This is a genomic window from Rothia sp. HMSC072B03, from assembly GCF_001809565.1.
GTDB lineage: Bacteria > Actinomycetota > Actinomycetes > Actinomycetales > Micrococcaceae > Rothia > Rothia mucilaginosa_A.
Map to the genome: position 1 here is coordinate 367,179 of NZ_KV797970.1, position 12,525 is coordinate 379,703.

At 62.0% G+C, this 12,525-nt stretch carries 13 protein-coding genes; 7 read left to right on the top strand and 6 right to left on the bottom strand.

Features of this window, described 5'->3' with window-relative positions; translation table 11 throughout:
- Nucleotides 1-335 precede the first annotated feature (335 nt).
- Entirely contained in the window at nt 336-1,193 is an 858-nt protein-coding gene (locus tag HMPREF2630_RS08090; RefSeq protein ID WP_070484353.1) for an ABC transporter permease, read from the bottom strand.
- Nucleotides 1,190-2,278, bottom strand: a complete 1,089-nt coding sequence (locus HMPREF2630_RS08095; RefSeq protein WP_070484629.1) for an ABC transporter ATP-binding protein — start codon at nt 2,276-2,278, stop codon at nt 1,190-1,192. The genes HMPREF2630_RS08090 and HMPREF2630_RS08095 overlap by 4 nt, the downstream gene beginning before the upstream one ends.
- Before the next feature lie 166 nt (nt 2,279-2,444).
- Between HMPREF2630_RS08095 and HMPREF2630_RS08100 the strand changes: the two genes are divergently transcribed.
- The 6 genes from HMPREF2630_RS08100 (at nt 2,445) to HMPREF2630_RS08125 (ending at nt 8,150) form a co-directional block, all read left to right on the top strand.
- Nucleotides 2,445-3,344, top strand: a complete 900-nt coding sequence (locus HMPREF2630_RS08100; RefSeq protein ID WP_049342818.1) for a helix-turn-helix transcriptional regulator — start codon at nt 2,445-2,447, stop codon at nt 3,342-3,344.
- A gap of 84 nt (nt 3,345-3,428) precedes the next feature.
- Nucleotides 3,429-4,886: a Fe-S cluster assembly protein SufB gene (sufB, locus tag HMPREF2630_RS08105; RefSeq protein ID WP_049342817.1), complete on the top strand. Its 1,458-nt coding sequence runs from the start codon at nt 3,429-3,431 to the stop codon at nt 4,884-4,886.
- Entirely contained in the window at nt 4,886-6,160 is a 1,275-nt protein-coding gene (gene sufD, locus HMPREF2630_RS08110) for a Fe-S cluster assembly protein SufD (protein ID WP_049342816.1), read from the top strand. Before sufB ends, sufD begins: the two co-directional genes overlap by 1 nt.
- A gap of 18 nt (nt 6,161-6,178) precedes the next feature.
- Nucleotides 6,179-6,937, top strand: a complete 759-nt coding sequence (sufC, locus tag HMPREF2630_RS08115) for a Fe-S cluster assembly ATPase SufC (RefSeq protein ID WP_049334152.1) — start codon at nt 6,179-6,181, stop codon at nt 6,935-6,937.
- A 40-nt stretch (nt 6,938-6,977) separates the two neighbouring features.
- On the top strand, nt 6,978-7,307 hold the full coding sequence (locus tag HMPREF2630_RS08120) for a metal-sulfur cluster assembly factor (RefSeq protein WP_049342815.1): 330 nt from the start codon (nt 6,978-6,980) through the stop codon (nt 7,305-7,307).
- 273 nt (nt 7,308-7,580) lie between these two features.
- Nucleotides 7,581-8,150, top strand: coding sequence for an Ltp family lipoprotein (locus tag HMPREF2630_RS08125; RefSeq protein WP_070484356.1), 570 nt, complete (start codon nt 7,581-7,583; stop codon nt 8,148-8,150).
- Between the two features lie 102 nt (nt 8,151-8,252).
- Here the strand turns inward: HMPREF2630_RS08125 and HMPREF2630_RS08130 are convergent, their stop codons facing one another.
- Nucleotides 8,253-8,753, bottom strand: a complete 501-nt coding sequence (locus HMPREF2630_RS08130; protein WP_049334154.1) for an HD domain-containing protein — start codon at nt 8,751-8,753, stop codon at nt 8,253-8,255.
- A 578-nt stretch (nt 8,754-9,331) separates the two neighbouring features.
- Between HMPREF2630_RS08130 and HMPREF2630_RS08135 the strand changes: the two genes are divergently transcribed.
- Nucleotides 9,332-10,186: a DUF4253 domain-containing protein gene (locus HMPREF2630_RS08135; protein ID WP_049334155.1), complete on the top strand. Its 855-nt coding sequence runs from the start codon at nt 9,332-9,334 to the stop codon at nt 10,184-10,186.
- 105 nt (nt 10,187-10,291) lie between these two features.
- Here the strand turns inward: HMPREF2630_RS08135 and HMPREF2630_RS08140 are convergent, their stop codons facing one another.
- From HMPREF2630_RS08140 to HMPREF2630_RS08150, 3 genes are read right to left on the bottom strand one after another with little or no spacing between them, the layout of a single operon-like run.
- A complete protein-coding gene (locus tag HMPREF2630_RS08140) occupies nt 10,292-10,978 on the bottom strand; it encodes an energy-coupling factor transporter transmembrane component T family protein (RefSeq protein WP_070484359.1) in 687 nt (228 codons plus the stop codon).
- Nucleotides 10,968-11,849 carry an energy-coupling factor ABC transporter ATP-binding protein gene (locus HMPREF2630_RS08145; protein ID WP_070484361.1) on the bottom strand — a complete coding sequence of 294 codons (882 nt, stop codon included), beginning with the start codon at nt 11,847-11,849 and terminating at the stop codon, nt 10,968-10,970. The genes HMPREF2630_RS08140 and HMPREF2630_RS08145 overlap by 11 nt, the downstream gene beginning before the upstream one ends.
- A 30-nt stretch (nt 11,850-11,879) precedes the next feature.
- Nucleotides 11,880-12,497 carry a biotin transporter BioY gene (locus tag HMPREF2630_RS08150; RefSeq protein ID WP_070484364.1) on the bottom strand — a complete coding sequence of 206 codons (618 nt, stop codon included), beginning with the start codon at nt 12,495-12,497 and terminating at the stop codon, nt 11,880-11,882.
- Nucleotides 12,498-12,525: the final 28 nt, after the last annotated feature.

Sequence of the window (12,525 nt, forward strand, 5' to 3'; positions counted from 1 at the left end):
GTTGGGTCGGTCCGCCCCTCGGTGATTAAAGCCCCTCCTCCGAACATGAACGTGATGGAGTCCAACTGTGGTGGTTGGACTCGTGGTTCGGCAGGAGGGGGCTTTCTTTTTAACCCCGAACACCGGCAGCCGGGTTTGGTCGCGCGGGTGCCTCTGAAACTCCCCATCTGCCCCGCGCCTGTTTCACGGCTTGCTAGTGACCCCTCGGTGGCAGCCGCGCCCGGACACGGCAATGCCCCGCGGCTTTCGAATTATTCGAAAGCCGCGGGGCATCGGGTGAAGTACCGGTCGTGAAGCACCAGCCATGAAGCGCAGGTCGAAGGGGCGCAGTCAGGCTAGTCGGACCACTTGAACTTGCGCGAGGCAATCAGGCCGAGAATGACGGTCCAAACCGTCAGAACCCAGTGCGGGTCCGCCATCCACTGGTGGTGAATGAAGTTGCCGCGCAGAGCCTCGCCCAGAGCCGCCGAGGGGAACCAGGACACGATCGCGCCGTACCAATCGGGGAAGGAACTGAGCGGGAACAGCACACCGCCCGCGCCGGCCAGAACCACCCAGGCGATGTTCACAATCGCGAGGGTCGCCTCCGCGCGCACCGTACCGGCAATCAGCAGGCCCAGCGCCGTAAAGGCCGCCGCACCCAGCAGCAGGGTGAGGAAGGCTCGCGAGAGGGCGATGGCGTCCGGACGCCAACCCAGGCCGTACCCGACCACGCCCACGAGCACGAACTGGATAATCAGTACGACCACTACGGCGATGCACTTGCCCAGAATCAGGCCGTTGCGGCCCAGGGGAGTGGTCGCCAGAAAGCGAAGCACACCGTAGCGGCGGTCAAAGCCCGTCGCGATGCCCTGGCCCGACAGCGCCGTGGAGATGACGCAGAGGGCCAGCACGCCGGGGACCGCCGCATCCATACGCGAAACCCCCACCGAGTGTGCGTAGTCGTCAATCAGGCCCGTAAAGCGCAGGCCCAGAAGCGCCATGACGGGGAAGATGATGTTCAGCATCAGCTGCTCGCCGTTGCGGAGCATCGCCATCGTCTCGTAACGACCCTGCTCAATCACGCGCACGAGCGGGTAGTTCGCGCGGGGCGGGATGTACTCCTCGTCCTCGTCGATGGCGACGCCCCGGGCGGAGGTGTCCGCCGCAACGCTCGTGCTCTGCTCGCGGTCGGTAGAAGCGGTGGGGCTCATCGAATATCACGTCCTGAAATATCGAGGAAGACGTCCTCGAGGGTCTTCGGTTCCATCTTGAGAGAAATTGGCATGAGGTAGCGTTCGGCCAGCGCCGCGGTGAAGGCCGCCAGGTGCTCCGCGCGCAGGGGACCGACGAGCTCGTACTCGCCGGTCACGGCCGGGTGCTCCTCCGAGGCGGGAACGTAGGGGACCGTCTCGATGAGTTTCACACCGGCCCGCAGGTGCGCCGGGAGCAGCTCCTCGCGGCTGGGGGTGGGAGCATCCAGGGTGTAGCGCAGCCGGTTTGTGCCGTCGTTAGCGATCAGCTCGGGAACGGTGCCCTCCTGCACGGTGGTGCCGTCCTCGATGATGTACACGTAATCGGCAAGCTTCTGTGCGTCGTCAATCAGGTGCGTGGTGAGCACGATGGCCACGCCGCGCTCGCGCTGTTCGCGAATAATTTCGAACACGACGTTGCGCGATTGCGGGTCCAGGCCCGCGGAGGGCTCGTCGAGGAAGAGCACGTCCGGCTTGCCGATGAGGGCCGCCGCGAGCGCCACGCGCTGCTTCTGACCGCCCGAGAGGCGCCGAATCGTGGTGCCGTTGAACGCATCAATGCCCAGGCGGTGCGCGAGCTCTTCAACCGGGTAGGGGTCGGTGTACATGCTTGCGATGTGCTCGAGCAGCGGGATGGGGTGCATGGCGTTGGGCAGGCCGCCATCCTGGAGCATAATGCCGACCTTAGCGCGCAGCTCGGGGTCTGCCAGGAGGGGGTTCTCGCCGAGCAGGCGCACGGTACCGCGGGTGGGCTTGAGCAGGCCCTGGGCGCAGGCGAGGGTCGTAGTCTTACCTGCGCCGTTTGCGCCGAGAAGAACCACCACTTCGCCGGGGAAGACACGCAAATTCACCCGGTTGACGGCGCGGTAGTAGCCGCTTGCGGTGAGTCGTTCGGGGTGCTTATTGCGGAACGCTCGGGAGGGCTTGAACTCTTTAATGAGGTCCTTGACGCTCAGCGCCGGTTCTTCGGCGACGGTGAGCCTGCGCGCCGTGGGGGAGGAGGCTGTCTCCTCTGAGCGGTCCGCGCGTGCGGTGGTGGTCTCCATGGGCATAACTTTCGATTTATTCGCGTGATATACCCCTATATTCTATGCACTACCTCACGTGCTCAACACATTTTTAAGACGATCAACATTCAGCTTCGGGTAAAAAAGTCATCAAGTAGGAAGACCTAACTAGCCAAAGAAAAAACAATTAGGACATACTTTATTTGTGTATTCCGTGAACAAGACATCTCAGCGCTCCTCCGAGCGTGAGGCACAGACCCGAGGCGGCACCCGAGGTGCAGCGTCGGGCTCTTGTAGTGCTTCCACCAAAAAGTCCTCCGCGGCACGCACATCCAAGCGTAAGGCCGAGGCTGAGGAACGTACCCGGGACCGCGTGCTCCGCGGCGTTCTTAACCACGGACCGGTATCCGCTGCAAGCCTGGGGGAGCTGCTCAGCCTGACCCCCGCCGCGGTCCGCCGCCACCTGGACGCCCTCGAATCAAGCAACATGATCGAGGTTGCCCCCATTAAGAAGCACGGCGCGGGTGCCGGACGTCCGGCCCGCCGCTACGTGATTGCCCCGCAGGGGCACGAGCGGCTCGGCAACGACTACCTGCTCATCGCGCGTAACGCCCTGCAGATGCTGCGCGATACCGTCGGCGACGGGGCGCTGGAGGCCTTCGCCTCCGCCCGCGCAGCCGAGATGGAGGCGCGCTACCGCCCGGTGGTGGAAGCCGCCGGAGACAACGTGGCCGCCCGAGCTAAGGCGCTCGCCGAGGCCATGAGCAGGGACGGTTTCGTGGCCACCGCGCAGGTGACCGAGCCTCCCGTGGGTCGTAGCGTGCCGGAGCACTTCCTCGCGAGTATCCAGCTGTGCCAGGGCCACTGCCCGGTTCGCGACCTGGCCGAAGACTTCCAGGTCTTCTGTGAGCAGGAGACCGGGATTATTTCTGATCTTCTGGGCGTTGATGTTCGCAGGCTCTCCACGATGGCCTCGGGCGCGCACGTGTGCACCACGCACGTGCCGCTGAACCGAGAGACCGTGGCGGAGAACGCGAAGTCGACGAAACCAGCCACGCCGACCGAGCCCGATGACGGCACGCCGGCTGAGAAGCCGAGCGTCTAGCCGGCGGCTCGAACCCCAAGGACTACCGCGCCTGCATCCGGCAGGTGGCGGAGAGAATGTAATAACCATCGAAGAAAGGCCGTAATGACTGAGAAAGTTGGGCAGAACGCCAACGATACCGTCATTTCAGAGATCCTGGAGATGAACCCCGAACTCGAGGGCATTGGTAACTACGAGTACGGTTGGGCAGACTCCGACGAAGCAGGCCAGGTAGCAAAGCGCGGCCTGGACGAGGACGTCGTGCGTGACATCTCCGCGAAGAAGAACGAACCCCAGTGGATGCTGGACATGCGTCTGAAGGCGCTGAAGTTCTTCGAGCGTAAGCCCATGCCCACCTGGGGCGCGGATCTTTCCGAAATCGACTTCGACAACATCAAGTACTTCGTGCGTTCGACCGAGGGTCAGGCCGGCTCCTGGGAGGAACTGCCCGAGGATATCCGCACCACCTACGAGCGCCTGGGTATTCCCGAGGCGGAGCGTAACTCGCTGGTCGCGGGTGTGGCTGCACAGTACGAGTCCGAGGTCGTGTACCACCAGATTCGTGAGGACCTGGAGAAGCAGGGCGTGATCTTCGTCGACACCGACACCGGTCTGCGCGAGTACCCCGAGCTGTTCAAGGAGTACTTCGGCTCCATCATCCCGATTGGTGACAATAAGTTCTCCGCGCTGAACACCGCAGTGTGGTCCGGTGGTTCCTTCGTGTATGTTCCCCCGGGAGTTCACGTGGAAATCCCGCTGCAGGCGTACTTCCGTATTAACACCGAGAACATGGGCCAGTTCGAGCGCACCCTGATCATCGCTGACGAGGGCTCTTACGTTCACTACATCGAGGGCTGCACCGCCCCCGTGTACAAGTCCGACTCCCTGCACTCCGCAGTGGTTGAGATTGTGCTGAAGAAGAACGCCCGCGTTCGCTACACCACGATTCAGAACTGGTCGAACAACGTCTACAACCTGGTGACCAAGCGTGCGGTTGCGCACGAGGGTGCCACCATGGAATGGGTGGACGGCAACATCGGTTCGAAGGTCACCCAGAAGTACCCCGCCGTCTACATGGTCGGCGAGCACGCCAAGGGTGAGACCCTGTCCATCGCGTTCGCTGGCGAGGGTCAGCACCAGGACACCGGTTCGAAGATGGTTCACATTGCACCGAACACCTCCTCGACCATTGTGTCGAAGTCCGTGGCCCGTAACGGTGGCCGTAGCGCCTACCGTGGCCTGGTTCAGGTGCGCGAGGGTGCTAAGCACTCCAAGTCCTCCGTGGTGTGTGACGCCCTGCTGGTGGACACCATCTCCCGTTCTGACACCTACCCCTACGTGGACGTGCGCGAGGACGATGTGACCATGGGTCACGAGGCGACGGTTTCCCGCGTCTCTGAAGACCAGCTGTTCTACCTGATGCAGCGTGGCCTGAGCGAAGAAGAAGCAATGGCGATGATCGTTCGCGGCTTCGTTGAGCCTATTGCCCGCGAGCTGCCGATGGAGTACGCACTCGAACTGAACCGCCTGATCGAACTTCAGATGGAAGGATCTGTGGGCTAATGCCGACCAACGAAGAAACTCTGGGTTACCACTCCCCGATCATCCCCGGTATGGACCAGGAGGGCGAGAAGCTCGCCACCGAGTTCGCCCACGATGACACCCTGTACCGTGCCACCGAGGCACACCACCAGGGCTCCAACCCGAACAACATCCAGAAGGTGCTGGAGGCATCCCGTGCCGAGCGTAAGACCTCCTACAACGTGGAGGACTTCGCTCCGCTGACCGGCCGTGAAGAGGATTGGCGCTTCACCCCGCTGAAGCGTCTGGGTGGCCTGCACCTGGAGAAGCTGACCGGCACCGCACCGGCACCGAAGGTGACCGCACCCGAGCAGGTCAAGGTTGAGACCGTCTCCCGCGAGGACGAGCGCATCGGCTCCGCCGGTGTTCCCGAGGATCGCGTGGCGGCTAACGCCTGGTCCAGCTTCTCCGAGGCAACCGTGGTGACCATCCCCGCCGAGGCCGAGCTGTCCGAGCACGTCGAGATTGATATCGACGGCACCGGCAACGAGCCCGCCGCCCAGCACATCGTGATTGAGGCTAAGCCCTTCTCGAAGGCCGTCGTGGTCATCCGCCACACCGGCTCCACCGTGCTCGCACAGAACATCGAGTTCGTGGTGGACGACGAGGCCGAGCTGAACGTCGTGTCCGTCCAGCAGTGGGCTGACGACGCCATCCACACCTCCGCACAGTACGCTAAGCTGGGCCGCAACTCCCGCTTCAAGCACGTGGTGGTTTCCCTCGGTGGCGACCTGGTGCGCGTGACCCCCTCGACCAAGTTCACCGCTCCCGGCGCCGAGACCGAAATGTACGGCCTGTACTTCGTGGATGCCGGCCAGCACATTGAGTCCCGTCTGTTCGTGGACCACTCCGTGCCCAACTGCAAGTCCCGCGTGACCTACAAGGGCGCGCTGCAGGGTAAGGGTGCACACTCGGTGTGGGTTGGCGACGTTCTGATTGGTAAGGACGCTGAAGGCACCGACACCTACGAGCTGAACCGTAACCTGCTGCTGGAAATTGGCCCCCGCGCCGACTCCGTGCCGAACCTGGAGATTGAGACCGGCCTGATTGAGGGCGCCGGTCACGCATCCACCACCGGCCAGCTCGATGAGCAGCACCTGTGGTACCTGCAGGCTCGCGGTATTCCGGAGGCTGAGGCCCGCCGTCTGGTCGTGCGCGGCTTCCTGAACGAGGTCATTCAGCAGATTCGCGTTCCCGAACTTGAAGAGCAGCTCACCGAGGCCCTTGAGGCAGAGCTCGCACTCAGCAACAACTAAGCTTTACCAGGAGAAATAATGTCTACTCTTGAAATCAAGGACCTTCACGTCTCGGTCATCCTCGATGACGAAACCACCAAGCCCATCCTCAAGGGCGTTAACCTGACCATCAACTCGGGCGAGATTCACGCCATCATGGGCCCCAACGGTTCCGGTAAGTCCACCCTGGCTTCGACCATCGCCGGCCACCCCAAGTACCAGGTTGATTCCGGCCAGATTCTGCTGGACGGCCAGGACATCACCGAGATGAGCGTTGACGAGCGTGCCCGCGCTGGCCTCTTCCTCGCAATGCAGTACCCGGTTGAGATTCCCGGCGTGACCATGTCGAACTTCCTGCGCTCCGCAAAGACTGCAGTGGACGGCAAGGCTCCCTCCCTGCGTACCTGGACCAAGGACGTTAAGGAAGCCATGAAGAACCTGGAGATCGACCCCGACTTCATCTCCCGTAACGTGAACGAGGGCTTCTCCGGTGGTGAGAAGAAGCGCCACGAGATTCTGCAGCTCGAGCTGCTCAAGCCCAAGTTCGCCATTCTCGACGAGACCGACTCCGGCCTGGACGTCGACGCTCTGAAGATTGTGTCCGAGGGCGTGAACCGCGCTCACGAGGCTAACGACATGGGCGTCATGCTGATTACCCACTACACCCGCATCCTGCGCTACATCAAGCCGCAGTTCGTGCACGTGTTCGTGGACGGCAAGATGGTTGATCAGGGCGGCCCCGAGCTGGCTGACCGCCTGGAGGAAGAGGGCTACGTCTCTTACGTGGGTAAGAAGTAACCTGCTTTCCGTCACCGGATTCGACAAGAAAGATTGAACTATGACTGAGACTGTGCAGGGTCGTGTTCCTCAGGAAGATATTGAGGAAGCCCTCAAGGAGGTCATTGACCCGGAGCTCGGCGTCAACATTGTTGACCTCGGCCTGCTCTACGGTCTGCGCTGGGATGAGGACGGCACCCTCATCCTGGATCTGACCCTCACCACCGCAGCCTGCCCGCTGCAGGAAGTGATTGAGGAACAGGTGCAGGCCAACCTGGAGAACGTGGTGGATTCCTGGCGCGTGAACTGGGTTTGGATGCCGCCGTGGGGTCCGGAGCGTATCACCGAGGACGGCCGCGACATGATGCGCGCGCTGGGCTTCAACATCTAAGCTCCTAGACGCTGAATAGATACCCGCCGGGTGTGGAGAGTATAGACTCTCCGCACCCGGCGGGTGTTTTTATGTTGTTAAAAATTAGGGCAAAGACCTAGCGCTATGTTTTGTAGGCTGAGGATTATGCGGTGACAACAAGGATAGATTTTTTATTGATAATTAGGACAATTTGACTGGGGGGGGGTCCAAGTATGATTCCTTGTGAATCATACACTCACGTCATACTAGGCTCCTCATGCAACGGCCGCTTGAGGACGCCGAAAGGAAATCATGGCACAAAAGATTATCGCCGCTGACGGTTCTGTCTACGTTAAGAAGAAGCCCTTCTACCTCCGTTGGTGGTTCATCACTCTCGTTATTCTTGTTCTTCTTGGTGGTTGCGCTTCGGTGATGGGTGGTGGCTCCAGCAAGTCTACGAGCGCTTCTTCATCTTCGGCGGCTGCCGATTCTTCTGCCGTTGCTGAAGCTTCTCAGGAATCTGGCGGTGAATCTTCCTCTGCAGGCGCGGCAGAACCCAACACGAAGCAGAACGATAACAACGTTCCCACCGAATATAAGTCTGCTTTGAAGAAGGCTGAATCGTACTCTCGCACCATGCACATGTCTAAGCAGGGTATCTATAACCAGCTCACCAGTGAATTTGAGAAGTTTAGCCCCGAGGCGGCCCAGTACGCTGTGGACAACGTGAAGGCTGACTGGAACGCAAATGCCCTGGAGAAGGCTAAGAGCTACCAGAAGACGATGAGTATGTCTCCCGAGGCAATTCGTTCTCAGCTGACTTCTTCGGTTGAAGGATTCACCGAGGAAGAGGCCGATTACGCAGTCTCCCATCTGAACTAATTCAACAGATAATTTAGAAGCCGCCCGGTGCGTGGATACAGTATCCATACACCGGGCGGCTTTGTTATGCATCTGAGATGCTATTCGCCGCGGCCAGACAGGTTACTCGTTCAGGCCCAGAAGCTCCAGCGAGTGCTCGTACTTGATGTGCAGGCAGGAGCGGGTCGGCTCGTCCAGCTTTGCCAGACGGTGCGGGTCCAGGTTGTCCATGATGTCGGCGCGCTTCACCAGGCGGGCCAAATCGTTGGCGCGCACGCGTCCCAGGTACGAAACGCGCGACTCACCGGGGCGGCGGGTCAGCGCCTCGACGGCGTCCACAATCTGAGGGGAGAAGTAGCGAGCCAGGTAGGGCAGCGACACTCCGGTATCTTCCACCGTGTCATGCAGCAGGGCGACAATCTGTACCTCAGCCTTCAGCTCCTCCAGGGAAGTGTCGGGAGAGGTCGAGGATGCCATCTCAGAAACGAGCTTGCGTGCCCCCAGGGCAACACGACGAGGGTGAGAGATGTAAGGCCAGCCGTTGCGGTCCGTCTGTCCCTCATGCGCCTTATCAGCGATGCTGTCTGCCAGGCGAATCATCTCTTTGTAGTAGCTATTCGTCACGAGAACCTCCGTTGGTTACGACTCGATCAATTGACGCTACCGGCTATACAAACCGAGGTATAGATAGCTGGTACCCCTACTGTACGGCACCCTGTCAAATACCACCAGAGAAACGCCATAAGAGCGCGTAAATACGTAAATATGACGGGCTAGCCGGGAGAATCGGGAAGCTTATCGCCCGCACCTGACGTTGGGTATCATTCCAGGGAAGATGCGCTCGAGGGCGGGAGGCGCTGTGCGCGAAATTTGCGAGTGCTCGGGAACGAACGCGGGCGCGGGGTCGGACGGCCCAACCGGGCGCCGGCTCAGTCCCGCTCGGTAGGCCCCCGCGACGGGGGAGCACGACCCGCCCTTTCGTCTCAGCAGCCGACCAAAAAAATTCCAAACTTTTTTCGGAAGATTTGTTCGCCGAAACCGCCCAATACAACGAACGTTTAGACCCGTTTGGACCTCACCGATAGCAGCTCATCAAACGAAAAAAACGCGCGATTCGGAGGGGTGCTCCGGGGCACTAAAAACCCCCTTTTTTCCCCGGAAATAAGCGCTAAACTTGGGGTAACCAAACATCGGAGAACACCATGGCAGAGCTCTACGAGCGCTTCGTCGCCCTGTATCCCTACCCCCACGAGCGAATCCGCCACGGCGCCCCACGAGCCGAACTCAACCGGCGATACCTCGAACACCTCTACGAGGGCAAGAATAAGGGAATAACCCCCATCGTGGTTGCCCTTGACTCCACCCTGCTCGGGACCATTGAGAACAACGTATCCATACGCACCTCAACACCCGTCGGGGAGATTACCGCTGACACGATTCAGCAGTACGCGGTTGGGCTCCTCGTGGCCCAGCACGAACACCTGCGACAGGTTGGCGTGGAACGGGCCGCGCACGAGGCTTTCCGGAGCCTCAACGAGACCACCTACCTGAACGTCTACCGGCACCTCATGGAACACGGTGAGCTCAGCGAGGAAGACCTCAACGCACCGCTGGACGCGGAATACCCCTTCGAGCTGACCGCCGGGGTCCTCAATGAGAAGGTCAAGGCCACCGATATCGAGCGGGCCTCCGAACTTCTCATCGTGGACATGCCGGTTCAGGTTGCTTCCGACGTCTTCGCGTACTTCCCCTTCGGCGGCTGGGACGTCAGCCCCGCCCCCGAAACCATGCTGGCCATCGCCCGCTACTGGCTGGAACGCGACGACGCCTACCCGGCGGTCATCGCGGCCGAATTCATCGAGTTCTACACGCCGGTTCCCGTGACCACCCGCCGCGACACCGAGATTCTGGCGGTCGAGCACACGATGGTCTCCTCGGCAATGCCGGTGCGCGTCTACCGCGGCTTCGACAAGCTCGTGGAGGCGCTCTACGGCCAGCACGACTGGTACCTGTGGTGGGAGCAGCTCCCGGCGGCAGTGGTCGTCGAGACGCCCTAAAGGCGGCTGAACTCAACCCCGGGGTAAAAGCGTAGGGGCGGGGTGACTCTTCACCCCGCCCTTACTCTCTGCGCGGGTTTACCGTGCGTCACCGCCCCAATCCGCCTATTTCAGCTCGTCCACACGACGCGCCCGCAAAGCCCGAGCGGTCGCCGTCGCGTAATCCACCGCCTGCACCACCCAGGGAATCAGTAGGCGCCAATACATGCGGCGCGGAAGGTCACGCGCCACCGCCGCCCGCTGCAGGGCACCCCAGCGGTCCACGAGCGCCGGGATGGAACGAATCATGAGGGCAATCAGCAACCCCAGACGCTCGGGCGAAAGACCCATAAAACGCAGGGGCGAGCACAGCCGCACAAAACCGTCAATCAGAACCGGCAGGGGAGTACTCACCAGCAGAGTACGGGAAGCGTAGAAGGCTGTCAGCATGGTCGCGATGGCATCCGCACCGGAAGCGTATTGGCCCGTCAGCACGTAGTAGGCGGCCATAATCAGCAGCAATAGCGCCAGCGTTCGGACCACCAGCCACAGCTGGGAGGCGGACACTCCAGCCCACAGCGCGCACAGCGTGGCCGCGGCCAAAGCCACCAGCGCCACCTGCCAGCCGGTCACCGCCAGCACAATGAACAACCCAAAGAAAAGCGTTCCCTTGAACCACAGCGGCGCCCGATGCACCGGCGTGTTCAGCGGCTGATAGAAACCCACCAGCAGGGTGCCGGGGTTGAAGCCGGACCCCCGGGAGGCGGGGCGAGGATTCACACGGGGGTTCGCGCGCGGCATGTTAGCGCTCATGCGCGCCTCCCGCTGAATCCGTACCTTCGGCTGCCCCCTCATTCGGGAACCCCTCGGCACACCACAGCCGGTACCGCTGCACCATCTGCGCCGCATCCCCCCGGGCGAGCAGGCACCCGTCGTGAATGATTACGGCTTCATCGCAGGAGGCCGCCAAATCCAGATCGTGCGTGCTGAGCACCAGCATCTGGTCCAGGGACTCCAGGTGCTTCAGTAACCGCGCCCGGTTCCGCAGATCCAGCAGGGTAGTCGGCTCATCCAGCAGAAGGATCTGCGGGCCAGCCGCAAGAACGCTGGTGAGGGCCACCAGCTGCTTTTCGCCTCCCGAGAGGGTGAAGACGCTCTGGTTCTCCAGCCGCTCGAGGCCGCGCTCGCGCAGGAGCTCACGAACCCGCTCGCGGCGCTGCTCGCCGTTGAGCGCGGTTCTCTCAACGGCCGCGGCGCGGCGCAGGCTCAGGTCAATATCTTCTGCGACGGTGGGCATGATGAGCTGCGCCTCCGGCTGAGCGAAGAGCATCCCTACGCCCTCGAAAGCGCCCTGCGAGCCGATACCGTTGGAGCCGCGGCTCGGCGCCTGCAGGGTGTCCACGCCGTTGACGCGCACAATGCCCTCGTCCGGGTGGGTGAGCCCGTTAAAAAGCCCCAGCAGGGTCGATTTGCCGCTACCGTTGAGGCCCAGCACCGCGGTGCGCTTCGCGGTGAAGCGCAGGCTCACGTTCTTGAGGATACGGCGATGCCCGCCTTCGGGCAGTTCGGTGAAAACACTCACCGATTCGAGCTCGAGGGCGGGCATGCTGGTGGAGGCGCTATCCGCCTGCTCGCCCTGCACGGTCTGCGGTGTACTCTGGCGCGGGGAGCGGCGGAAAAACATAGCTTCCTCTCGGGTGGTTTGGAGGCGTCTCTAACGCTGGGTGGAAGTCGGGGACGGGAAGGCGCGGCGCACCGACAAGCCGACCAGAACCGCGATGACGGACTTCACCAGATCCCAGGGGACGAATACCATGGCCGCGTTGAACGCGGCGATAAAACTCATGTGGGCGTTCACCATCATACCGGCGATGCCGCAGGCGGTCAGAACCACAAAACCGCAGAAGTTTGCCAGCAGGGCCATGAGGAAAGTAGCACCGACCGAGCGGGTGTTACGGGTGAACAGGTATGCGAGGGTGCCGGCAATGGCGGCGAAGGGCAGGAAGCCCAGCAGGTAGCCGGCACTCGGGGATGCGAGCGAACCCAGGCCCGCGCCGCCCTTCGCGAAGATGGGCAGGCCGGCGAAGCCAACCAGCAGGTACAGCGCCACGGCGGCGGCGGCGCGCTTGCCGCCGAGCACCTGGGCGGTGATGTAAATACCGAGGGTCTGGAAGGTGAAGGGGACGGCGATGCCGCCGAGGCTCATGGCGGGCATGATGGCCAGGGCGGCGATGAGGGCCGCGAAGACGGCAATGAGGGAGAGGTCGGTGGCGACCGAGCTGCGGGCGGCGTCGTTGCGGCGCGGCGTGGATTCGCGTGTGGGTCCGGACATCGGCGTGTACTCCTTTGGGGACGGGTTT

What these genes read in the sequence shown, in the direction of transcription:
- HMPREF2630_RS08090 (WP_070484353.1), bottom strand. Translation starts at nt 1,193, where the DNA reads ATGAGCCCCACCGCTTCTACCGACCGCGAGCAGAGCACGAGCGTTGCG.
- HMPREF2630_RS08095 (WP_070484629.1), bottom strand. Translation starts at nt 2,278, where the DNA reads ATGGAGACCACCACCGCACGCGCGGACCGCTCAGAGGAGACAGCCTCC.
- sufB (WP_049342817.1), top strand. Translation starts at nt 3,429, where the DNA reads ATGACTGAGAAAGTTGGGCAGAACGCCAACGATACCGTCATTTCAGAG.
- sufD (WP_049342816.1), top strand. Translation starts at nt 4,886, where the DNA reads ATGCCGACCAACGAAGAAACTCTGGGTTACCACTCCCCGATCATCCCC.
- sufC (WP_049334152.1), top strand. Translation starts at nt 6,179, where the DNA reads ATGTCTACTCTTGAAATCAAGGACCTTCACGTCTCGGTCATCCTCGAT.
- HMPREF2630_RS08120 (WP_049342815.1), top strand. Translation starts at nt 6,978, where the DNA reads ATGACTGAGACTGTGCAGGGTCGTGTTCCTCAGGAAGATATTGAGGAA.
- HMPREF2630_RS08125 (WP_070484356.1), top strand. Translation starts at nt 7,581, where the DNA reads ATGGCACAAAAGATTATCGCCGCTGACGGTTCTGTCTACGTTAAGAAG.
- HMPREF2630_RS08135 (WP_049334155.1), top strand. Translation starts at nt 9,332, where the DNA reads ATGGCAGAGCTCTACGAGCGCTTCGTCGCCCTGTATCCCTACCCCCAC.
- HMPREF2630_RS08140 (WP_070484359.1), bottom strand. Translation starts at nt 10,978, where the DNA reads ATGAGCGCTAACATGCCGCGCGCGAACCCCCGTGTGAATCCTCGCCCC.
- HMPREF2630_RS08145 (WP_070484361.1), bottom strand. Translation starts at nt 11,849, where the DNA reads ATGTTTTTCCGCCGCTCCCCGCGCCAGAGTACACCGCAGACCGTGCAG.
- HMPREF2630_RS08150 (WP_070484364.1), bottom strand. Translation starts at nt 12,497, where the DNA reads ATGTCCGGACCCACACGCGAATCCACGCCGCGCCGCAACGACGCCGCC.